This is a genomic window from Pseudomonas sp. R32 (assembly GCF_009866705.1).
GTDB classification, from domain to species: domain Bacteria; phylum Pseudomonadota; class Gammaproteobacteria; order Pseudomonadales; family Pseudomonadaceae; genus Aquipseudomonas; species Aquipseudomonas donghuensis.
On record NZ_CP019396.1, the window covers coordinates 1221641 to 1244557 of the forward strand.

Here is a 22917-nt window from a genome sequence, read left to right on the forward strand (position 1 = left end):
TTCACGAGAAGCCTCAATCGCCCCATGCGTATCGATCCCCGCCCGTTGCCGTCCACGCTGCCGTTCCTTGGCGACCTGCCGCCGTTGCTGACCCGCCTGTATGCCGCCCGCGGCGTGCAATCGGCAGCCGAGCTGGATAAGAGCCTGGCGCGCTTGCTGCCTTACCAGCAACTCAAGGGCATCGAGGCGGCGGTCGACCTGCTGGTGACCGCACTGGCCGAACGTCAGCGCATCCTCATCGTCGGCGACTTCGACGCTGACGGCGCCACGGCCAGCACCGTCGGCGTGCTCGGCTTGCGCCTGCTCGGTGCCGCCCATGTCGACTACCTGGTGCCCAACCGCTTCGAGTACGGCTACGGCCTGACCCCGGAGATCGTCGAGGTGGCCCTGCAGCGCCAGCCGCAACTGCTGATCACCGTCGACAATGGCATCTCCAGCGTCGAAGGCGTGGCAGCCGCCAAGGCGGCGGGCTTGAAAGTGCTGGTGACCGATCACCACCTGCCAGGCCATGAACTGCCGGCGGCCGATGCCATCGTCAACCCCAACCAGCCGGGCTGCGAGTTTCCCAGCAAGGCGCTGGCCGGGGTCGGGGTGATCTTTTATGTACTGATGGCCTTGCGCGCGCGGTTGCGCAGCCTGGGCCACTACGACAATGCAGCGCAACCGAACATCGGCGAGTTGCTCGATCTGGTGGCCCTGGGCAGCGTGGCCGACGTGGTGCCGCTGGATGCCAACAATCGCATCCTGGTCCATCAGGGCCTCGAGCGGATCCGCGCCGGGCGGGCACGGCCGGGGCTCAAGGCAATCCTCGAAGTAGCCCGGCGCGATCACGCGCGCATCACCTCCACCGACCTTGGTTTTATCCTCGGCCCACGGCTCAATGCCGCCGGTCGCCTGGACGACATGAGCCTGGGCATCGAGTGCCTGCTCAGTGACGATGCCAACCTGGCACGGGAAATGGCCGGCCAGCTCGACGAACTGAACCAGGACCGCAAGTCCATCGAGCAGGGCATGCAGCGCGAAGCCCTGGCCCAGCTCAAGGACTTGCCGCTGGAATCGATGCCGTTCGGCCTGTGCCTGTTCGAGCCGGATTGGCACCAGGGCGTGATCGGCATCCTCGCTTCGCGCCTCAAAGAGCGTTATCACCGCCCGACCATTGCCTTTGCCGATGCTGGCGAGGGCATGCTCAAGGGCTCGGCGCGTTCGGTGCCGGGCTTTCATATTCGTGATGCGCTGGATGCCGTGGCCGCCCGTCACCCGCAACTGATCAGCAAGTTTGGTGGCCACGCCATGGCTGCCGGCCTGTCGCTGCCGGCCGAGAACTTCCCGGCCTTTGCCCAGGCGTTCGACGAAGAAACCCGGCGTCAACTGCGTGAAGAGGACCTGACCGGGCGCTTGCTGTCCGACGGCACCCTGGCGGTCGAGGAGTTTCACCTGGAACTGGCCCGCGCCCTGCGCCATGCCGGGCCCTGGGGGCAGCACTTCCCCGAGCCGCTGTTCCATGGCGTGTTCCAGTTGGTCGAGCAGCGGGTGGTGGGTGAGCGGCACCTGAAGGTGGTGCTCAAGAGCGAATGCGGCTCGCTCAAGCTCGATGGCATCGCCTTTGGCATTGACCGCGAAGTCTGGCCCAATCCGACCGTGCGCTGGGTCGAACTGGCCTACAAGCTCGACGTCAACGAGTTCCGCGGCCAGGAAAGCGTGCAACTGATGATCGCCCATATCGAGCCGCGCTGAACTCACGGGGCAAAGTGGTCTAGGCTTCGAATGATCGGTCGAAGAACCTGCGGGGAAGATTCAGTAGTCGGCCTGTCAACTATCTGGAGCCTTACCACTTGATTTGAGAGGTGCCCCATGAGCCTGCTGCTTGAGCCGTACACCTTGCGCCACTTGATCCTGCCCAACCGTATTGCCGTGTCACCCATGTGCCAGTATTCCAGTGTCGACGGCCTGGCCAACGACTGGCACCTGGTGCACCTGGGCAGCCGCGCGGTGGGCGGCGCCGGCCTGATTTTCACTGAAGCCACCGCCGTGACTGCCGATGGGCGCATTACCGCGCAGGACCTGGGCTTATGGGACGATGCGCAGATCCCGCCGCTGCAACGCATCACCCGCTTCATCACCGCCCAGGGCGCAGTGCCAGGCATCCAGTTGGCCCATGCCGGGCGCAAGGCCAGCACCCATCGGCCCTGGCTGGGCAAGCATGGCAGCGTCAAGGTGAGCGATGGCGGCTGGGTACCGGTGGGGCCCTCGAAGATTGCCTTCGACCCGGAGCACACGGCACCGACCGAACTGACCGAAGCGCAGATCGGCGAGATCATCCAGGCGTTTGTCGATGCTGCCCGGCGGGCCCTGGTGGCGGGTTTCAAAGTCGTTGAAGTGCATGCCGCCCACGGTTACCTGTTGCACCAGTTTCTCTCGCCATTGAGCAACCAGCGCCGTGACCAGTACGGCAGCTGTTTCGAAAACCGCATTCGCCTGACCCTGCAAGTGAGCGAAGCGGTGCGTGACGTCTGGCCGGCTGAACTGCCGGTGTTCGTGCGCCTGTCGGCCACCGATTGGGTCGAGGATGGCTGGAATCCCGATGAGACTGTCGAGCTGGCCAAGCGCTTGAGACAGTTGGGCGTGGACCTGATCGATGTGTCCTCCGGCGGTACCTCGGCGAAGGCCGAGATTCCCACCGGGCCTGGCTATCAGACACAGTTTGCGGCAAAAGTCCGGGAAGAATCGGGGATTGCCACCGGGACGGTGGGCTTGATTACCGACCCGATGCAGGCTGAAACCATCTTGCGAACGGCGCAGGCCGATATCATCTTCCTCGCCCGCGAGCTGCTGCGCGACCCGTACTGGCCGCTGCACGCCGACGACGACCTGGGGGGCAACAAAGCGGTGTGGCCGGCGCAGTATCAACGCGCGACCAGTCGCGAGCAGCCGATTCACGAGTCTGATTTGCGCGATTGAAGCAACCCATCGCGGGTTGTAGGAGCGGGCTTGTCCCGCGATGACGCCAGTGCAGCCGGCACATCAGGCGCAGACTGGATTACGAGCGCTTTGCGCTCGATCGCGGGACAAGGCCCGCTCCCACAGGTTAGGCACCGTTCTCAGGGCGGGTGTATCAACTGTGGGAGCGGCAGTGCGATGATTCGATTTACTTAAACCAGCTCCCCCACCGCCCGCCAGGCCTCATCAATCGCTGCATGGGCATAAGCACTCCAGGCCGCATCCGAATTGGCGATGCTGACCTTGCCAACGGGCTTGCGCGCCAGTTCCTGCCATTGCTCGATCTGCTCGGGATCGTCGTAGAGGGTGTTGGTAAAGCAGGCGTAGCCGTGGGGCCAGCGGTTGACGGTGATCGCCAGGATGTCCTGGTTGTGGTCAAAGCCGCCCGGGCCCAGCATGCGTTGCAACTGTTCGCGCAACTGGCTCTCCAGCACCTCGAATGAGGTACCGTACAGGCGCCCACGCCCGGCGCGGGCCTGGTCGCGGCTGTTCATGCCGCTGTCGGGGCTGGTCGGCACGTAGACCATGTGCAAGCCGATAGGCTGCGCCGGGTCGCGCGGGTGCTCGTAGCCACCCAGGCTTACCGGGTAGTCGAGCTTGATCCGGCTGTAGGGCTGGGTCGCGGCATAGATCTCGTGCACGCCAAGCTTCTTGAAGGCCTGCCAGTTGCGCACGATGACCTTGGTGTACACCAGCGGGAATTTGACGTTCTGGCTCAGGGCATGGGCCTGGTCGGCCGACAGGTCGCGCAGCAGGTAGGGGATCATCATGTTGTAGCAGGCCAGGATGCAGTGCTTGCCACGCACCTGGGCCAGCTGCCCGCCACGGCTGAAGCCGATATTTACGCCGCCGTCGACGTTGCGCACGCTGACCGCCGTGCTGTTCAGGCGCAGGCGTACCGGTTGCCCGGCGCGGTCGAGCTGGCTGTAGTCGAAGTTGGCCAGGACGATGTCTTCCATGTCCTTGCCCGGCGCCACCGTCGGCACCAGGCTGCGCACCAGCAGGCGCGCCAGCGAGGCGTTGCCGTCGGGGAAGTGGTAAATGTACGGCTCTTCCATCTCCGCCTTGGCTTCTTCGCTGATGGGTTCCAGGTTCATTGCGCCAAAGCCCGGGAAGCCGGTGTTGTAGGCGTCGGCGGCGGCCACTGCATCAATGCTCAGGGCCATGAAGTCGTTGGTGCGGCCCTGGAAGTACTTGACTGCCTTGGCCGACAGGCCGACGTCCTTGAGGAGGAAATCGCGGTAGCTGGTGCGCTCAAGGTAGGCGTTCTTGTCCTCCAGCGATTTGCCGGCCAGGTAATCCCGGGGCGCTTCGTGCAGGTCGATCAGGGCCTTGCGGTCGCTTTCGGGCAGGGGGAAATCGTTGATGAAATCGCCGATCGAGCGGGCGTTTAGCTGCGCGGGGGCAATGTCATCGGCGACCATTGGCGTTGGGTCGCCGCTGACCAGCTTGTCTTCGCCGAAGGTCTCGCGGTCGAAGAACACCGCGCGCGACAGGCCCAGGTCCGGGTAGAAGCTGCGGTCAAAGGCGCTCTCGAAACGCTTGATGTCCACCCCGAGTTTTGCTAGCAGGCCGTTGACCTCTTTGCTGTACAGGTGGTTGGGCGACTGGAAGGCTTCGCTGCCGCCATAACCGAGGATCATCCGCCCGCCGGCGCTGAACTCGTTGCGCTTGGCATGGCCGCCGAAGTCATCGTGGTTCTCGAGAATCAGGATCTTCGCTGCGGGGTGCTTCTCGCGGTAGAAGAAGGCTGCCGACAGGCCGCTGATGCCGCCGCCGACCACCACCAGGTCGTACGCCTCGCTGATCGGCAAGGCGTCGGTGGCGAAGGTCTGTTTTTCCCAGCCCATCTGGTGGGCGACTTCGAAGGCGCCGACATGGCTGCCGCGCAAGCCGGTCAACGCCGGTGGGTAGTAGTGCCCGCTGGGGGCAGCCTGAAGCAGTTGCAACGGGGTCAAGCCCGCTGCAACGCCGATGGCGACTCCGTTGATGAAGTCGCGTCGGGTGATTTCCATGGGTGTCCTTACCTTAATGTTTGAACATCACATGCCGGATGCAGGTGTAGTCCTCCAGCCCGTACATGGACATATCCTTTCCATAGCCGGACAGTTTCTGACCGCCGTGGGGCATTTCGCTGACCAGCATAAAGTGCGTGTTGACCCAGGTACAGCCGTACTGCAGGCGCGCCGAGATGCGGTGGGCGCGGCCGACGTCAGCGGTCCACAGCGACGACGCCAGGCCGTAGTCGGAATCGTTGGCCCAGGCCAGGGCCTGAGCTTCGTTGTCGAAACGGGTCACCGAGACCACAGGCCCGAACACTTCGCGACGCACGATCTCGTCATCCTGCTGGGCATCGGCCAGCACCGTCGGTTCAAAGAAGAAGCCGTCACCGGCCACTGCCTTGCCACCGGTCACCAGGCGGATATGTGGCTGGGCAATCGCCCGTTCGACCATGGCCGCCACCCGGTCGCGGTGCTGGGCGCTGATCAGTGGGCCGAGTTCGGTGTTCGGGTCGTTCTGCAGGCCATGCTTGATACTGGCCACGGCCTTGCCGAGTTTTTCAACGAATGGCTCGTAGATGCCGCTCTGGGCATAGATCCGGCAGGCGGCGGTACAGTCCTGGCCGGCGTTGTAGAAACCGAAGGTGCGGATGCCGTCGACCGCGGCGTCGATATCGGCATCATCGAAAATGATCACCGGTGCCTTGCCACCCAGCTCCATGTGCATGCGTTTCACGCTGTCGGCGGTGCTGGCGATGATGTTGGCCCCGGTGGGGATTGAACCGGTCAACGACACCATGCGCACTTTCGGGTGGTTCACCAGCGGCGTGCCGACACTTGGGCCACGGCCGAAGAGGATATTCAGTACGCCGGCCGGGAATATGTCGCTGGCCAGTTGGGCCAGGCGCAACGCCGTCAGTGGCGTCTGCTCCGACGGTTTGAGCACCACGGTGTTGCCGGCGGCCAGGGCCGGGGCGATCTTCCAGGCCACCATCATCAGCGGGTAGTTCCATGGCGCAATCGAGGCGACCACGCCCAGCGGGTCGCGGCGGGTCATCGAGGTGTGCCCCGGCAGGTATTCACCCGCGGCCGAGCCGCCGAGGCAGCGGGTGGCGCCGGCAAAAAAGCGAAACACATCGGCGATGGCCGGGATCTCGTCGTGGAGTGCGGCGGCGTAGGGCTTGCCGCAGTTGTCCGATTCCAGCCGGGCCAGCTCTTCACCGTGGGCCTCGATGGTCTGGGCGAGTTTGAGCAGCAGCAGCGAACGCTCCTTGGGTGTGGTCTGCGACCAGCTCTGGAAGGCGTGGTCGGCAGCGCGCACGGCGGTATCGATCTGGGCCTCGCTGGCTTCGTTGACTTCCACCAGCACGCTGCCCAGCGCCGGGTTGAGTACCGCACAGCTTGCGCCTTCGCCTTCAACCAGTTGGCCGTTGATCAACAGTCGGGTTTGCATGGTCTAGTCCTCCAGGAGTTATTTGCCGTTTCCGGCGACGCTTTCGCCGCCGCGGGTCAGGTAATAGGCGCCGAGGATCGGCAGCATGGTCACCAGCATCACCAGCATGGCCACCACGTTGGTCACCGGCACATCGCGCGGCCGGCTCAACTGGTTGAGCAGCCAGATCGGCAGGGTGCGTTCGTGGCCGGCGGTGAAGGTGGTGACGATGATTTCATCGAACGACAAGGCAAACGCCAGCATGCCGCCGGCCAGTAATGCCGAGCCGAGGTTGGGCAGGATGATGTAGCGAAAGGTCTGCCAGCCGTCGGCACCGAGGTCCATCGACGCCTCGATCAGGCTCTGTGAAGTACGTCGCAGGCGGGCGATGACGTTGTTGTAGACGATCACTACGCAGAAGGTGGCGTGGCCGACGACGATGGTGAAAATCCCGGGCTCGATACCGAGGGTCTTGAACGCCGAGAGCAGGGCGATCCCGGTGATGATCCCAGGCAGGGCGATAGGCAGGATCAGCATCAGCGAGATGCTTTCCTTGCCGAAAAAACTGCGCCGGTACAGCGCCGTCGAGGCCAGGGTGCCGAGCACCAGGGCGATCAGCGTGGCCAGGCAGGCGACCTGCAGCGACAGCTTGATCGACTCCAGCACGTCCGGGCGCGAAAACGCCACGCTGAACCATTTGAGGGTAAAGCCCTGGGGTGGAAAGCTGAAGGCGGCGTCTTCGGTGTTGAAGGCATAGAGGAAGATGATCAGGATCGGGAAGTGCAGGAACACCAGCCCGCCCCAGGCCGCCAGGCGCAGGCCGATCGAGGCGCGCTCAGAGTGCATCGAAGGCCCCCAGGCGTTTGACGATGGACAGGTAGATGGCGATCAGCACGATCGGCACCAGGGTAAAGGCGGCGGCCATGGGCATGTTGCCGATGGCGCCCTGCTGGGCGTAGACCATGCTGCCGATGAAGTAGCCGGGCGGGCCGACCAGTTGCGGGACGATGAAGTCGCCCAGGGTCAGCGAGAAGGTAAAGATCGAGCCGGCGGCAATGCCCGGCACCGACAGCGGCAGGATCACCTGCATGAAGGTCTGCCGCGGCCTGGCGCCCAAGTCCGCCGAGGCGTGCAGCAGCGAGGGCGGCAATCGCTCCAGCGAGGCCTGGATCGGCAGGATCATGAACGGCAGCCAGATGTAGACGAACACCAGAAAGCGCCCCAGGTGCGAGGTCGACAGGGTGCTGCCGCCAACCCCGGGAATACCGAGGATGAACAGCAGCACTGGCCCCAGGTTCAGTTGCTGGACGAACCACTGGGCCACGCCGCCTTTGGCCAGCAGCAAGGTCCAGGCGTAGGCCTTGACGATATAGCTGGCCCACATCGGCATCATTACCGCGATGTAGAAGAACGCCTTGGTCTTGCCGCTGGTGTATCGGGCCATGTAGTAGGCGATGGGGAAGGCCAGGGTGGCGCTGGCGATCGATACGGCGATGGCCATGCTCAGGGTGCGCAGGATGATGTCGAAGTTCGACGGGTTGAACAGCGCGCTGAAGTTGGCCAGGGTCAGCTCCGGGCTGACCGCCATGGTGAAGTCGTCGAAGGTGTAGAAGCCCTGCCACAGCAGGCTCAGCAGCGAGCCAAGGTATATCGCGCCGAACCAGGTCAGTGGCGGCACCAGCAGCAGCGCCAGGTACAGGTTGGGCCGCCGGTAGAGCAGGTTGGAGAAGCGCCGCATGGCTGTCGGCGCGGCTGTTGCCGGGGCCTGGCTCATCTCAGCGGCCCTCGCCGGGCACGGTTTCCAGCAGCGCGGTCATCGCCTCGCGGGCCCAACGTGCCTGCAGGCGTTGGCCGGGCTGCCAGGGCGCGGCGTGTTCCTGCCATTGGTTGTTGGCCTGGCTGATGCAGAGCAGTTGGCCGTTGTCCAGTTGCAGCTCGTAGCGGGTGGCGCTGCCCTGATACTGGATATCGTGGAGCAGGCCGCTGACCTGGATTTCGTTGCTGGCGGCCGGTTGGTCGCCAAGGCGGATGTGTTCCGGGCGGATCGAGAAGGGCAGCTCGCTGCCATTGAGCTGCTGCGCCAGTGTGCCGCGCAGCACATTGGAGGTGCCGACGAACTCGGCAACGAAGGTGGTCGCCGGCTTCATGTACAGGTTGCGCGGGGTATCGACCTGCTCGATGCGGCCGCGGTTGAACACCGCGACCCGGTCCGACATCGACAGCGCCTCGGTCTGGTCATGGGTGACGAAGATGAAGGTAATGCCCAGTTGGCGTTGCAGCTTTTTCAGCTCGCCCTGCATTTGCTCGCGCAACTTCAGGTCCAGCGCGCCCAAGGGCTCGTCGAGCAGCAGCACCCGCGGGCGGTTGACCAGTGCCCGGGCCAGGGCCACGCGCTGGCGCTGGCCGCCGGAAAGCTGCACCGGCTTGCGCAGGCCGTAACCGCCCAGGGCGACCATGGCCAGGGCTTCTTCGGCGCGGGTGTGGCGCTCGGCCTTGGCCACGCCCTTGACCTTCAGGCCATAGGCGACGTTGTCGCGCACGTTCATGTGCGGGAACAGCGCGTAATCCTGGAACACCGTGTTGACGTCGCGCTGGTAGGGCGGCAAGCCCGCAGCCTCTGCGCCATGGATGCGGATCGAACCGGTACTGGGTTGCTCGAAACCGGCGATCAGGCGCAGGCAGGTGGTCTTGCCCGAACCCGAGGGGCCGAGCATCGAGAAGAACTCGCCGTCGTGAATGTCGATCGACACCTGGTCAACGGCCCTGACCTCGCCGAAGGCGCGCGAGACATTGGTGAACTGGACTGCAAGGGTCATGCTCAGGTGCTCCACAGGTCAGTGGGGGCGAAACCCATCGCTGGCAAGGCCAGCTCCCACAGGCTGGTGTACACCGGTCCATGGTGGGAGCCGGCCTTGCCGGCGATAGGGCCTTACCTCCCACCCATGATCGCAATGTAGTCCTGGGTCCAGCGGCTATACGGCACGAACTTGCCGCCTTCAGCCTGCGGGGTTTTCCAGAAGGCGATCTTGTCGAACTGGTCAAAGCCATTGGTCTTGCAGCCTTCGGCGCCCAGCAGCTCGCTGCCGGTACAGGCCGCCGGCACCGCTGGCAACGAGCCGAACCAGGCCGCTACATCACCCTGGACCTTGGGCTGCAGCGACCAGTCCATCCACTTGTAGGCACAGTTGGGGTGTTTGGCCTCGCTATGCAGCATGGTGGTGTCGGCCCAGCCAGTGGCGCCTTCCTTGGGAATGGTCGAGGCCACCGGTTGCTTGTCGGCCTGCAGGCCATTGACCATGTAGCCCCAGGAGCTGGAGGCGACTACGCCTTCGTTCTTGACGTCGCTCATCTGCACCGTGGCGTCATGCCAGTAGCGGTGGATCAGCGGCTGTTGCTGGCGCAGCAGGTCGAGCACCGCCTTGTACTGGGTTTCGTTCAGTTCATAGGGGTTCTGGATGCCGAGCTCAGGCTTGACCGATTTGAGGTACAGCGCCGCATCGGCGATGTAGATCGGCCCGTCGTAGGCCTGGACCCGGCCCTTGTTCGGCTTGCCGTCCGGCAGGTTCTGCGGCTCGAACACCACGCCCCAACTGGAAGGCGCCTGTTTGAACACGTTGGTGTTGTACAGCAGCACGTTCGGGCCCCACTGGTAGGGCGTACCGTAGACCTTTTTATCGACCACGTACCAGGCGCCATCCTTGAGCCGTGGATCGAGGTTTTTCCAGTTGGGGATCAGCGCGGTGTTGATCGGCTGTACGCGCTTGCCGGCGATCAGCCGCAGCGAGGCGTCGCCGGAGGCGGTGACCAGGTCATAGCCGCCCTTGGTCATCAGGCTGACCATTTCGTCGGAGGTGGCGGCGGTCTTGACGCTGACCTTGCACCCGGTGTCCTTCTCGAAGCCGGTCACCCAGTCGTAGGCCTTGTCGCTTTCGCCGCGCTCGATGTAACCCGGCCAGGCGACGATATCCAGCTGGCCTTCGCCGGCGCCCACGGCTTTCAAGGGATCGGCGGCCTGCAGGCCGGCGCTGGCCAGCAGGGCGGTGCTCAGGGCGCAGAGCGTGGCGGTCTTGTGCACGAACATGGTGTTCCCTCTTGTTGAAATTATCTCGGGGCAGTGAAAGTGCAGGTATAGCTGCTTTAAGCGTAGTTGCTGTTGCCTGGGTCCAGCGTAGCCCGGTCTTGGGCAACATCTGGAAGCAAATGCATTCAGCTTCGCTTCAGCCAGCGGCAGTACTCTTGGGGTTTCTTTCCTCCCTTGGAGATGCCCGATGAACACCCGAGGCTTGCTCGATCAACTGCTCAAATCCGGCCAGGACCTGCTGCAGAACCAGGCCGGCAAAGGTTCCGCCGACAAAGCCGGCGGTATTGGCGACCTGCTCGGCGGCAAGGGCGGCGGTGGCCTGGGCAGCCTGCTTTCCGGTGCCGGAGGTGGTGCCCTGGCAGCCGGGGCGATGGGCTTGCTGCTGGGCAGCAAAAAGGCTCGCAAATACGGCGGCAAGGCCCTGACCTATGGTGGCCTGGCGGCCCTTGGGGTGATCGCCTACAAGGCCTACGGCAACTGGCAGGCCAAGCAGGGGGCCGCCGTGCAGGGCGAGCCGCAGACCCTCGACCGCCTGCCGCCGGCCCAGGTCGAGCAGCACAGCCAGGCGATCCTCAAGGCCCTGGTGGCCGCGGCCAAGTCCGACGGCCACGTCGATGAGCGCGAACGGGCGCTGATCGAGGGCGAGTTCGTCAAGCTGTCCAGCGACCAGGCGCTGCAGCACTGGCTGCACGCCGAGCTGAACAAACCCCTGGACCCGGCTGACGTTGCCCGCGCTGCCAGCACCCCGGAAATGGCCGCCGAGATGTACATCGCCAGTGTCATGCTGGTGGACGAGGAACATTTCATGGAACGCGCCTACCTGGACGAACTGGCGCGCCAGCTCAAGCTTGATCCTGCGCTCAAGAGCGAGCTGGAAAGCCAGGTAAAACTTGCCGCCAGTCAATGAAATCGGGCTAAAGGCCAGTATCTAGCCCGTTTGGCCTGGTCCAGCGGTTAAGTCAGCCGCAAATGCGCGCAGCCGCTGGGCTATACTCTGCCCATTTTTCCTGCTCGCGTAGAACATTTGAGGGCTGACTGTGAAAAACTGGACCTTGCGCCAACGGATCCTGGCGAGTTTCGCCGTGATTATCGCCATCATGTCGCTGATGGTGGTCGCCGCCTATTCGCGACTGGTGGCAATTGAGGCCGGCGAGGAAGCGGTGCGAACCGACAGCATTCCCGGGGTCTACTACAGCTCCATGATCCGCAGCGCCTGGGTCGACAGCTACGTGTTGACCCAGCAATTGGTCGGCTTGAGCGATCATCGCGAGATCAGCTCGGCCGACATGGAGCTGTACAAGGGTTTTGAAGAGCGCCTCAAGCAGCACATGGCCAGCTACCGGTCGACCATCCGCGACAAGGACGATCTGGCCACCCTCGACCAATTCACCCAGCTTGAGACGGATTACCTCAAAGCGGTGGACATCGTGCTGGATGCCTACCGCAAGAAGGATTACCCCGAAGCCCAGCGCCTGCTCGCCGAGGTCCTCACGCCTGCCTGGATCAACGGACGCAAGCACTTGAACGGGGTGATCGAGCGCAATCGTCATGCCGCCGAAAATGCGACCGAGTCGATCGTCAGCGCCGTGTCCACGGCGAAGTTCAGCATGGTCATCTCGCTGCTGTTGGCCATTTTTGCCGCGACCACCTGCGGGCTGGTGCTGATGCGCGCCATCACCGCGCCAATGCAGCGGATTGTCCATGCCCTGGACAAGCTCAGCGGCGGCGACCTCAGCGTGCGCCTGAACCTGGACCGCAAGGACGAGTACGGCGCCGTCGAAACCGGCTTCAACGAGATGATGGGCGAGCTGACCAACCTGGTGTCCCAGGCGCAGCGCTCGTCGGTGCAGGTCACCACCTCGGTGACCGAAATCGCCGCCACCTCCAAGCAGCAGCAGGCGACCGCCACCGAGACCGCTGCCACCACCACTGAAATTGGCGCAACTTCCCGGGAAATCGCGGCGACTTCCCGCGATCTGGTGCGGACCATGACCGAAGTTACCTCGGCTGCCGACCAGGCTTCGATCCTCGCCGGTTCCGGCCAGCAGGGCCTGGCGCGCATGGAAGAGACCATGCACCAGGTGATGGGCGCGGCGGACCTGGTCAACAACAAGCTGGCGATCCTCAACGAGAAGGCCGGCAACATCAATCAGGTGGTGGTAACCATCGTCAAGGTCGCCGACCAGACCAACCTGCTGTCGCTCAATGCCGCCATCGAGGCGGAAAAAGCCGGTGAGTACGGGCGCGGCTTTGCCGTGGTCGCCACCGAGGTGCGGCGCCTGGCTGACCAGACTGCCGTGGCCACCTATGACATCGAGCAGATGGTTCGCGAGATCCAGTCGGCGGTATCGGCCGGGGTCATGGGCATGGACAAGTTCTCCGAGGAAGTGCGCCGTGGCATGTTCGAAGTGCAGCAGGTCGGCGAGCAACTGACCCAGATCATTCATCAGGTCCAGGCCCTGGCGCCGCGGGTGCTGATGGTCAACGAAGGCATGCAGGCCCAGGCCACCGGCGCCGAGCAGATCAACCATGCCCTGGCGCAGTTGGGCGATGCCAGCAGCCAGACCGTCGAGTCGCTGCGCCAGGCCAGCTTTGCCATCGACGAACTGAGCCAGGTGGCCACCGGCCTGCGTGGCGGCGTGTCGCGGTTCAAAGTCTGACCTGCCGATGAACGACCTTCAGCCCCGCCGCAACCAGGACGCGGCCTCCCACGGCACTCTGTACCTGGTATTCCGTATCGGCGAGCAGCGCTTTGCCCTGGACGCCCATGAAGTCGCCGAGGTGCTGCCGCGCCTGCCGCTCAAGCCCATTGCGCAAACCCCGCCATGGGTTGCCGGGGTGCTGGCCCATCGCGGCGCGCTGGTGCCGGTGATCGATGTCGGCGCCTTGAGTTTTGGCTTGCCGGCGCCGGTGCGCACCAGCACGCGCCTGGTGCTGGTGCACTACCGCGCCGACCCGTTGCGCCCGGCGTTGTTACTGGGGCTGATCCTTGAGCAGGCCACCGATACCCTGCGTTGCGACCCTGCCGAGTTCCAGCCTTATGGCCTGGACAATCGGCAGGCACCGTACCTGGGCCCGGTGCGCGAGGATGCCCATGGTTTGCTGCAGCGTATCGGTGTGCAGGACCTGCTCGGCATCGAAGTACGCGAGCTGCTGTACCCGCCCGACGTTACGGCAGGTGGCGAGGGGCAAGCATGAGTGGCGAGCAGCGCTTTTTTCGCTTTTTGCAGGATCGCATCGGCCTGGACGTTGCCTCGGTCGGCGCACCGATGGTCGAGCGCGCCTTGCGCCAGCGATGTGCGATCCTGGAGGCCCGGGACCTGGATGACTACTGGTTGCGCCTGCAGCAGTCGAATCAGGAGCAGCAGGCACTGATCGAGGCGGTGATCGTCCCGGAAACCTGGTTCTTCCGCTACCCGGAGTCCTTCAATGCCCTGGTGACCCTGGCGCGCAAACGCCTGGCCGAGCTTGGCGGCCTGCGCCCGCTGCGCATCCTCAGCCTGCCGTGCTCCACCGGAGAAGAGCCGTATTCGATTGCTATGGCCTTGCTCGACGGCGGCTTTGCCGCCCACAGCTTTCGCGTCGATGCGATGGACATCAGCCCCAACTCCATTGGCCGGGCCGAACAGGCGCTTTATGGGCGCAACTCGTTTCGCGGTGTGCACCTGGACTTTCGTGAGCGGCATTTCAGCGAGAGCGCCGAGGGCCATAGCCTCGATGATCGGGTTCGCCAGCAGGTCAACTTGCAGGTGGGCAACGTGCTCGATCCGGCATTGAATTCCCGCGAAGGCAGCTACGATTTCGTCTTTTGCCGCAACTTGTTGATCTACTTCGACGTACCCACCCAGCAACGGGTGTTCAAGGTGCTCAAAAACCTGATTCACGAACAGGGCGTGCTGTTTATCGGCCCGGCCGAGGGCAGCCTGCTGGCGCGCATGGGCATGCGCCCGGTGGGTATCGCCCAGTCTTTTGCCTATGTGCGCCAAACCGAGATGGAGCCTGCGCCGCCGAGCAAACCGTTGGCCATTCCAGTGCCCTTGACGGTGCCGCTGACGGTGGCCAGCGTGCCGCGCCCGGCGCCTGCCCTGGTGCGCAGGATCAAGCCTTTTGCCCCACCGCCTGCCAGGCCCGCCGCACAAGAGTCGGCGAGCGAATTGCTGGCGCAGATTGCGCAACTGGCCAATGCCGGTAGCAGCGCCCAGGCCCAGGCTGCCTGCGCACGTTATTTGCAGCAGTACCCGCCCAATGCCCAGGTGTTCTACTGGCTGGGCTTGCTCAGTGACACCGCCGGCGACAGCAGCGATGCGTTGAGCCATTACCGCAAGGCGTTGTACCTCGACCCCCAGCATCCGGAGGCACTGGTGCACCTGGCCGCGTTGCTGGCTTCTCAAGGTGATGTCGCAGGCGCCCGGCGCCTGCAGGAACGGGCCGCACGGCGCGCCGACCGGGAGTCTGAACAATGATGGGTGACAACGACGTGCAACTGGTCGCCAGTGACGCCGCCAGCATCGACGACTGCTGGAACCGTATCGGGGTCCATGGCGACAAGCGCTGCCCGCTGCTCGAGGCGCATATCCATTGCCGAAACTGCGAGGTGTATGCGGCCGCAGCCACGCGCCTGCTGGACCGTTACTCGCTGTCCCAGCAAGCCCACGAGCAAAGCGCGGCCCTCGAGCAAGCCAGCAGTGGCCGCTCGTTGTTGCTGTTTCGCCTGGGCGAGGAGTGGCTGGCGCTGGCCACCCGTTGCCTGGTCGAAGTCGCACCGTTGCAGCAGGTGCATTCCCTGCCGCACCAGCGCTCGCGGGTGCTGCATGGGGTGGCCAATGTACGTGGTGCGTTGGTGCCGTGCCTGTCGCTGAGCGATCTGCTCGGCCTTGAACCCCAGGCCGCGGCGGCGACCTCGGCGCGGGTCATGCCGCGCATGCTGATCATTGCCGCTGCGGGTGGTTCGGTGGTGGTCCAGGTCGATGAAGTGGATGGTATCCATGGCCTGGACCCCGACCGCCTGGCTGTGGAGCAGGGTGAAACACGTTTTACCGCAGCGGTGCTGCAATGGCGCGGGCGCAGTGTCCGCGTGCTGGATGAAGAACAAGTGCTGTCTGCCGTGAACCGGAGCCTGTCATGACCCCAGAGCAAATGCGCGATGCCTCGTTGCTCGAGCTGTTCAGCCTGGAGGCCGAAGCCCAGACCCAGGTGCTCAGCGTCGGGTTGCTGGCGCTGGAGCGCAACCCGACCCAGGCCGATCAGCTTGAAGCCTGCATGCGCGCGGCCCACTCGCTCAAGGGTGCGGCGCGGATTGTTGGCGTCGACGCCGGGGTGAGCGTCGCCCATGTGATGGAAGACTGCCTGGTCGGCGCCCAGGAAGGCCGCGTGCTGCTGCGCCCGGAACATATCGATGCCTTGCTGCAAGGTACTGACCTGTTGATGCGTATCGCCACCCCCGGTGACGTCAGCATCGATGCCGCGGTGCAAGCCTTTCTGGTGCAGATGGCCGCGTTGCTCGACCCGGGCGCGGCACCGCCGCCGGCTATGGCGCCGCCAGCCGTTGCCTTGCCGGAACCCGAACCCCTGCTGGTCGAGCCGGCCATGCTGGAACCCGAGCCGGAGGTCGAAGCAGCGCCTGTGCGCAGCGGCAAGCGCACGAGTGAGGGCGGCGAGCGGGTCTTGCGCGTCACTGCCGAGCGCCTGAACAGTCTGCTCGACCTGTCGAGCAAATCGCTGGTCGAAACCCAGCGTTTGAAACCCTATCTGGCCACCCTGCAGCGCCTCAAGCGCATGCACGGGCAAAGCATCCGCGCCCTGGACGGCCTCAAGCAGCAACTGGAAAGCAGCGGCCAGAGCCCGGAAGTCCAGGATGCCCTGGCCCAGGCTCAACGTTTGCTCGGGGAAACCCAGCAGATTCTGTTGCAGCAGGCCTCAGACCTCGACGAGTTCGGCTGGCAAGCCAGCCAACGCGCGCAACTGCTGTATGACACCGCGCTGGCCTGTCGCATGCGCCCGTTTGCCGATGTGCTGACCGGGCAAAGCCGCATGGTCCGTGACCTTGGCCGCTCGCTGGGCAAGCAGGTGCGCCTGGAAATCGAAGGCGAGAAGACCCAGGTCGACCGCGACGTACTGGAAAAACTCGAAGCGCCCTTGACCCATCTGCTGCGCAATGCCGTCGATCACGGCATCGAGTCGCCCGAACGGCGCCTGGTGGCCGGCAAGCCGCTGGAAGGGCTGATCCGCCTGCGCGCTTCGCACCAGGCCGGGCTGCTGGTGCTGGAGATCAGCGACGATGGTGGCGGCGTCGATCTGGCGCATTTGCGCCAGAGCATCGTTGAACGCCAGTTGTCGCCTGCCGAGACCGTGGCGCAGATGAGCGAGGCCGAGCTGCTGACCTTCCTGTTCCTGCCAGGTTTCAGCCTGCGTGACCGGGTGACTGAAGTCTCCGGGCGCGGTGTCGGCCTGGATGCCGTGCAACACATGGTTCGCCAGCTGCGCGGCTCGATCGAGCTGACCCAGGCCAGCGGCCAGGGCAGTTGCTTTCACCTTGAAGTACCGCTGACCCTGTCGGTGGTGCGCAGCCTGGTGGTGGAGGTCGGCGCCGAGGCCTATGCCTTCCCGCTGGCGCACATCGAACGCACGCTGGAGCTACCGGCCGAGGCCATCGTGCAGATCGAAGGCCGTCAGCATTTCTGGCATGAGGGCCGGCATATCGGCCTGGTTTCGGCCAGCCAGCTGCTCAATCGCCCGCCGAGCCAGGGCGAAGGGCAGAGCATCAAAGTGGTGGTGATTCGCGAGCGCGAGATGCTCTATGGCGTGGCGGTCGAACGCCTGATCGGCGAGCGGGTGCTGGTGGTGATGCCGCTGGATGCGCGCCTGGGCAAGGTCCAGGACATTTCCGCCGGGGCCTTGCTCGACGATGGCGCGGTGGTACTGATCATCGACGTCGAAGACCTGCTGCGCTCGGTGGAAAAGCTCCTCAGCACCGGTCGCCTGGAACGTATCGAACGCGGCCAGCGCAGCGTGCGCGAGGCGGCGCGCAAGCGCGTGCTGGTGGTCGACGATTCGCTGACCGTGCGCGAATTGCAGCGCAAGTTGCTCAGCAACAAAGGCTATGAAGTGGCCGTTGCAGTAGACGGCATGGACGGTTGGAACGCCTTGCGCAGCGAGGACTTCGACCTGCTGATCACCGACATCGACATGCCGCGCATGGACGGTATCGAACTGGTCACCTTGCTGCGCCGTGACAGCCGCCTGCAATCGCTGCCGGTGATGGTGGTTTCGTACAAGGACCGCGAAGAAGATCGTCGCCGTGGACTGGACGCCGGGGCCGACTACTATTTGGCAAAGGCCAGTTTTCACGATGATGCCTTGCTCGACGCCGTCGTCGAGTTGATCGGGGGAGCGCAGGGATGAAAATCGCCATCGTCAACGACATGCCCATGGCCGTGGAGGCCTTGCGCCGGGCGTTGGCCTTCGAACCGGCCCATGAGGTGATCTGGGTCGCCAGCAATGGCGCCGAGGCGGTCAAGCTGTGTGCCGAGCAACTGCCGGACCTGATCCTCATGGACCTGATCATGCCGGTCATGGACGGTGTCGAGGCAACCCGGCGGATCATGGCTGAAACCCCTTGCGCCATCGTTATCGTTACCGTCGACCGCCAGCAGAATGTCCACCGGGTGTTCGAGGCCATGGGCCATGGCGCTCTCGACGTGGTCGACACCCCGGCCCTGGGGGCTGGCGACCCGCGCGAGGCCGCCGCGCCGCTGCTGCGCAAGATCCTCAACATCGGCTGGCTGATCGGCCAGCAGCGCAGCAGCCCGACCCGGGCCATGGCCGCGCCGGTCCGTGAGGCTGCCCAGCGCCAGGGCCTGGTTGCCATCGGCTCCTCGGCCGGTGGCCCGGCCGCCCTGGAAGTGCTGCTCAAAGCCTTGCCCAAGAGCTTTCCCGCAGCGATCGTGCTGGTTCAGCACGTTGATCAGGTGTTCGCCGCCGGCATGGCCGAGTGGCTCAGCAGTGCGTCGGGCCTGGCGGTGCGCCTGGCCAGCGAAGGCGAGCCGCCACAGCCGGGGCAGGTGTTGCTGGCCGGGACCAACCACCACATCCGCCTGCTCAAGAACGGCAACCTGGCCTATACCGCGGAGCCGGTGAACGAGATCTACCGGCCCTCCATCGATGTATTTTTCGAAAGCGTGGCCCGCTACTGGCGCGGCGACGCGGTCGGCGTGTTGCTCACCGGCATGGGCCGCGATGGCGCCCAGGGCTTGAAGCTGATGCGCCAACAGGGCTTTTTGACCATTGCCCAGGATCAGCACAGCAGCGCGGTGTACGGCATGCCCAAGGCAGCCGCCGCGATAGACGCCGCCGTGGAGATTCGCCCGCTGGAGCGAATCGCCTCGCGATTGATGGAAGTTTTTCCAAAATGACGATATGTATTGAGCCATGCCGGCTGGCCGGCAGTGACCAGGTGACAGCGCATGAATGATTTACCGCTCGACGGTTTTCCGACCATGAATGAAAATTCGGCGATGGTCCTCTTGGTCGACGATCAGGCAATGATCGGCGAAGCGGTGCGGCGTGGCCTGGCTCACGAAGAGAACATCGACTTCCACTTCTGCGCCGACCCGCACCAAGCAGTGGCCCAGGCGGTGCGGATCAAGCCCACGGTGATCCTCCAGGACCTGATCATGCCCGGCCTGGACGGCCTGACTCTGGTGCGCGAATACCGCAACAACCCGGCCACCCAGGACATCCCGATCATCGTCCTGTCGACCAAGGAAGACCCGCTGGTCAAGAGCGCGGCCTTTGCCGCCGGGGCCAACGACTACCTGGTGAAGCTGCCGGACAACATCGAACTGGTGGCGCGCATCCGCTACCACTCGCGCTCCTACCTGACCCTGCTGCAACGCGACGAGGCCTACCGGGCCCTGCGCGTCAGCCAGCAGCAGTTGCTCGACACCAACCTGGTGCTGCAACGGCTGATGAACTCCGATGGCCTCACGGGGCTTTCCAACCGCCGCCATTTCGACGAGTACCTGGAGCTGGAGTGGCGCCGGGCCATGCGTGAACAGGCGCAGCTGTCGTTGCTGATGGTCGATGTCGATTACTTCAAGTTGTTCAACGACACCTTCGGCCACCTGGCCGGGGATGAAGCACTGCGCAAGGTGGCTGAAGCCATTCGCGCCTCCTGCGCGCGCCCCAGCGACCTGCCGGCCCGTTACGGCGGCGAGGAATTCGCCCTGGTGCTGCCCAACACCTCGCCGGGCGGTGCACGCCTGGTCGCGGAGAAACTGCGCCAGACCGTAGAGGCCATGAACATCGCCCATACCATGCCCAACCCCGATTCGGTCCTGACCGTGAGCATCGGCCTGGCGACCCTGACCCCAGGCATCGGCAGCCATTGCCGGCAGTTGATCTCGGCGGCGGACAAGGGCCTGTACCTGGCCAAGAACAATGGGCGCAACCAGGTTGGGGTGGATTGACAGCAGCCACAAGTGGCAAGCTTCAAGCGGCAAGAAAAACCGCAGCGCCCGGCATTTCTCCGGCCTCTTGTCGCTTGTAGCTTGCCGCTTGAAGCTGTAACTCAGCTATACTCTCCGGCTTTTCTACAGAATACGCACGAGAGCTGCCCGCCCATGGAAATCCAACCGATCCTGAACACCATCAAGGACCTGACCGAGCGCTCCGAGTCCATTCGGGGGTATCTTTGACTACGATCACAAGCATGACCGCCTGATCGAAGTTAACCGCGAGCTCGAAGACCCGAACGTCTGGAACAAGCCCGAGTACGCCCAGGAACTGGGCCGCGAACGCGCCATGCTGGCGCAGATCGTCGAGACCCTGGATGAACTGTCCGGTGGCCTGGTCGACTCCCGCGAGCTGCTCGACATGGCCGTCGAAGAGAACGACGAAGCCGCCGTCAACGACGTCGTCGAAGTGCTCCAGGGCCTGGAAGAATCCCTGGCCAAGCTCGAATTCCGACGCATGTTCAGCGGCGAGATGGACATGAACAACGCCTACCTGGACATCCAGGCCGGTTCCGGCGGTACCGAAGCCCAGGACTGGGCCAACATCCTGCTGCGCATGTACCTGCGCTGGGCCGCCAAGCGTGGCTTCGACGCCACCATCATGGAGCTGTCCGAGGGTGAAGTCGCCGGCATCAAGGGCGCCACCGTGCACATCAAGGGCGAGTACGCCTTTGGCTGGCTGCGTACCGAGATCGGTGTGCACCGCCTGGTGCGCAAGAGCCCGTTCGACTCCGGCGCCCGTCGCCACACCTCGTTCTCGGCGGTGTTCGTGTCGCCAGAGATCGACGACAAGGTCGAGATCGAGATCAACCCGGCAGACCTGCGCATCGACACCTACCGCTCCTCGGGCGCTGGTGGTCAGCACGTAAACACCACCGACTCGGCCGTGCGTATCACCCACGTACCGACCAACACCGTGGTCAGCTGCCAGAACGAACGTTCCCAGCACGCCAACAAGGACACCGCCATGAAAATGCTGCGGGCCAAGTTGTACGAGCAGGAAATGCAGAAGCGCAACGCCGCTTCCCAGGCCCTGGAAGACAGCAAGTCGGACATCGGCTGGGGTCACCAGATCCGTTCGTACGTGCTCGACGCCTCGCGGATCAAGGACCTGCGCACCAACATCGAGCGCAGCGACTGCGACAAGGTGCTCGATGGCGATATCGACGAATACCTGGAAGCCAGCCTCAAGCAAGGGCTGTAACCGCGCGGCCCCGGCCCGCTCCCTGTCGGGGCGGGCTTGCCCCGCGATCCCTTGCCCAAGGCGAGGGACAATGAACCCGTGATGGAAAATGTGACGACATGAGCGACTTACAACTCGACCCGCAAGACCTGCAACAGGAAGAAAACAACCTGATCGCGCTGCGCAAGGAAAAACTTGCTGCCGAGCGCGCCAAGGGTAATGCCTTCCCCAACGACTTCCGCCGTGACAGCTACTGCAACGACCTGCAGAAACAGTATGTCGACAAGACCAAGGAAGAGCTGGAAGCTGCAGCGATTCCGGTCAAGGTTGCCGGGCGCATCATGCTCAACCGTGGCTCGTTCATGGTGATCCAGGACATGACCGGTCGTATCCAGGTCTATGTCAACCGCAAGACCCTGTCGGAAGAAACCCTGGCCGCAGTCAAAACCTGGGACCTGGGCGACATCATTGCCGCCGAAGGCACCCTGGCGCGTTCCGGCAAGGGCGACCTGTACGTCGAAATGACCAGCGTGCGCCTGCTGACCAAGTCGCTGCGCCCGCTGCCGGACAAGCACCACGGCCTGACCGACACCGAACAGCGCTACCGCCAGCGCTACGTCGACCTGATGGTCAACGAAGAGACCCGTCACACCTTCCGCGTCCGCTCGCAGGTCATTGCGCACATCCGCAATTTCCTGATGGCCCGCGACTTCCTCGAAGTCGAGACGCCGATGCTGCAAACCATCCCCGGTGGTGCCGCCGCCAAGCCGTTCGAAACCCACCACAACGCGCTGGACATGCAGATGTTCCTGCGTATCGCCCCGGAGCTGTACCTCAAGCGTCTGGTGGTGGGCGGTTTCGAGAAAGTCTTCGAAATCAACCGCAACTTCCGTAACGAAGGCGTATCGACCCGGCACAACCCCGAGTTCACCATGCTCGAGTTCTACCAGGCCCACGCCGACTACGAAGACAACATGGACCTGACCGAGGAGCTGTTCCGCGAGCTGGCCCAGCTGGTCCTGGGGACTACCGACGTGCCGTACGGCGACAAGGTGTTCCACTTCGGCGAGCCGTTCGTGCGCCTGTCGGTGTTCGATTCGATCCTCAAGTACAACCCTGAGATCAGCGCGGCCGACCTGCAGGACATCGACAAGGCCCGCGCAATCGCCAAGAACGCCGGTGCCAAGGTCCTCGGCTTCGAAGGCCTGGGCAAGCTGCAGGTGATGATTTTCGAAGAGCTGGTCGAGCACAAGCTGGAGCAGCCGCACTTCATTACCCAGTACCCGTTCGAAGTCTCGCCGCTGGCCCGCCGCAACGACGAGAACCCGAACGTCACCGACCGCTTCGAGCTGTTCATCGGTGGCCGCGAAATCGCCAACGCCTACTCCGAGCTCAACGATGCCGAAGACCAGGCCGAGCGCTTCATGGCCCAGGTGGCCGAGAAGGACGCCGGTGACGACGAAGCCATGCACTACGATGCCGACTTCGTCCGTGCCCTGGAATACGGCATGCCGCCAACCGCCGGTGAAGGCATCGGCATCGACCGTCTGGTGATGCTGCTGACCAACTCGCCATCGATTCGCGACGTCATCCTGTTCCCGCACATGCGCCCTCAGGCCTGAGCGAACTGAACAAGCCGCCTTCCGGGGCGGCTTTTTCATGCCTGCAATAAATTCTTCGATCGGATCCAACGTTTGGGGTAGACCAGCAGT

At 64.1% G+C, this 22917-nt stretch carries 18 protein-coding genes; 12 read left to right on the forward strand and 6 right to left on the reverse strand.

The annotated features are described in order from the left end of the window. Window positions 1-24 precede the first annotated feature (24 nt). Both recJ and PspR32_RS05560 read left to right on the forward strand, forming a co-directional pair. Window positions 25-1734 carry a single-stranded-DNA-specific exonuclease RecJ gene (gene recJ / locus PspR32_RS05555; RefSeq protein WP_010220221.1) on the forward strand — a complete coding sequence of 570 codons (1710 nt, stop codon included), beginning with the start codon at window positions 25-27 and terminating at the stop codon, window positions 1732-1734. A 117-nt stretch (window positions 1735-1851) separates the two neighbouring features. Next, window positions 1852-2958 (forward strand): NADH:flavin oxidoreductase/NADH oxidase, encoded by a 1107-nt coding sequence (locus tag PspR32_RS05560; RefSeq protein WP_010220220.1) that lies wholly within the window; start codon window positions 1852-1854, stop codon window positions 2956-2958. Window positions 2959-3149: 191 nt separating this feature from the next. On the opposite strand, the gene PspR32_RS05565 is transcribed toward PspR32_RS05560, so the two are convergent. The 6 genes from PspR32_RS05565 to ydcS form a co-directional block, all read right to left on the reverse strand. Then, complete coding sequence (locus PspR32_RS05565) at window positions 3150-5012, reverse strand: NAD(P)-binding protein (RefSeq protein WP_159388184.1); 1863 nt, start codon at window positions 5010-5012, stop codon at window positions 3150-3152. Between the two features lie 13 nt (window positions 5013-5025). Beyond that, window positions 5026-6450: a gamma-aminobutyraldehyde dehydrogenase gene (locus tag PspR32_RS05570; RefSeq protein WP_010220214.1), complete on the reverse strand. Its 1425-nt coding sequence runs from the start codon at window positions 6448-6450 to the stop codon at window positions 5026-5028. Between the two features lie 18 nt (window positions 6451-6468). Further along, window positions 6469-7275 (reverse strand): ABC transporter permease, encoded by an 807-nt coding sequence (locus PspR32_RS05575; protein WP_010220213.1) that lies wholly within the window; start codon window positions 7273-7275, stop codon window positions 6469-6471. After that, window positions 7265-8203 (reverse strand): ABC transporter permease, encoded by a 939-nt coding sequence (locus tag PspR32_RS05580; RefSeq protein ID WP_159388185.1) that lies wholly within the window; start codon window positions 8201-8203, stop codon window positions 7265-7267. Before PspR32_RS05580 ends, PspR32_RS05575 begins: the two co-directional genes overlap by 11 nt. 1 nt (window position 8204) lies before the next feature. Continuing rightward, window positions 8205-9245: an ABC transporter ATP-binding protein gene (locus tag PspR32_RS05585; protein ID WP_010220211.1), complete on the reverse strand. Its 1041-nt coding sequence runs from the start codon at window positions 9243-9245 to the stop codon at window positions 8205-8207. Between the two features lie 113 nt (window positions 9246-9358). Continuing rightward, window positions 9359-10510 carry a putative ABC transporter substrate-binding protein YdcS gene (gene ydcS, locus PspR32_RS05590; RefSeq protein WP_100782007.1) on the reverse strand — a complete coding sequence of 384 codons (1152 nt, stop codon included), beginning with the start codon at window positions 10508-10510 and terminating at the stop codon, window positions 9359-9361. Between the two features lie 187 nt (window positions 10511-10697). Between ydcS and PspR32_RS05595 the strand changes: the two genes are divergently transcribed. The 10 genes from PspR32_RS05595 to lysS all read left to right on the forward strand — a co-directional run bounded on the left by PspR32_RS05595 (window position 10698) and on the right by lysS (window position 22827). Continuing rightward, a complete protein-coding gene (locus PspR32_RS05595; RefSeq protein ID WP_010224917.1) occupies window positions 10698-11417 on the forward strand; it encodes a tellurite resistance TerB family protein in 720 nt (239 codons plus the stop codon). Between the two features lie 130 nt (window positions 11418-11547). After that, on the forward strand, window positions 11548-13170 hold the full coding sequence (locus PspR32_RS05600; RefSeq protein ID WP_159388186.1) for a methyl-accepting chemotaxis protein: 1623 nt from the start codon (window positions 11548-11550) through the stop codon (window positions 13168-13170). A gap of 7 nt (window positions 13171-13177) precedes the next feature. Further along, complete coding sequence (locus PspR32_RS05605; protein ID WP_036994049.1) at window positions 13178-13708, forward strand: chemotaxis protein CheW; 531 nt, start codon at window positions 13178-13180, stop codon at window positions 13706-13708. Beyond that, window positions 13705-14973 carry a CheR family methyltransferase gene (locus tag PspR32_RS05610; protein ID WP_010224914.1) on the forward strand — a complete coding sequence of 423 codons (1269 nt, stop codon included), beginning with the start codon at window positions 13705-13707 and terminating at the stop codon, window positions 14971-14973. The genes PspR32_RS05605 and PspR32_RS05610 overlap by 4 nt, the downstream gene beginning before the upstream one ends. Then, on the forward strand, window positions 14970-15635 hold the full coding sequence (locus PspR32_RS05615) for a chemotaxis protein CheW (RefSeq protein WP_010224913.1): 666 nt from the start codon (window positions 14970-14972) through the stop codon (window positions 15633-15635). Before PspR32_RS05610 ends, PspR32_RS05615 begins: the two co-directional genes overlap by 4 nt. Next, entirely contained in the window at window positions 15632-17911 is a 2280-nt protein-coding gene (locus PspR32_RS05620; RefSeq protein ID WP_036994051.1) for a hybrid sensor histidine kinase/response regulator, read from the forward strand. Before PspR32_RS05615 ends, PspR32_RS05620 begins: the two co-directional genes overlap by 4 nt. Then, entirely contained in the window at window positions 17908-18921 is a 1014-nt protein-coding gene (locus PspR32_RS05625) for a chemotaxis response regulator protein-glutamate methylesterase (RefSeq protein ID WP_010224911.1), read from the forward strand. The genes PspR32_RS05620 and PspR32_RS05625 overlap by 4 nt, the downstream gene beginning before the upstream one ends. A gap of 51 nt (window positions 18922-18972) precedes the next feature. Continuing rightward, the gene (locus PspR32_RS05630) at window positions 18973-19977 is read left to right on the forward strand and encodes a response regulator (RefSeq protein ID WP_010224910.1); all 1005 of its coding nucleotides are present in this window, start codon (window positions 18973-18975) and stop codon (window positions 19975-19977) included. 153 nt (window positions 19978-20130) lie between these two features. Next, window positions 20131-21226 (forward strand): peptide chain release factor 2 gene (gene prfB / locus PspR32_RS05635; RefSeq protein ID WP_100782011.1). Its coding sequence is split into 2 segments (ribosomal slippage): window positions 20131-20202 and window positions 20204-21226, totalling 1095 coding nucleotides; the frame shifts between segments, so codons are not numbered across the junction. A 98-nt stretch (window positions 21227-21324) separates the two neighbouring features. After that, a complete protein-coding gene (lysS, locus tag PspR32_RS05640) occupies window positions 21325-22827 on the forward strand; it encodes a lysine--tRNA ligase (RefSeq protein WP_010224906.1) in 1503 nt (500 codons plus the stop codon). Window positions 22828-22917: the final 90 nt, after the last annotated feature.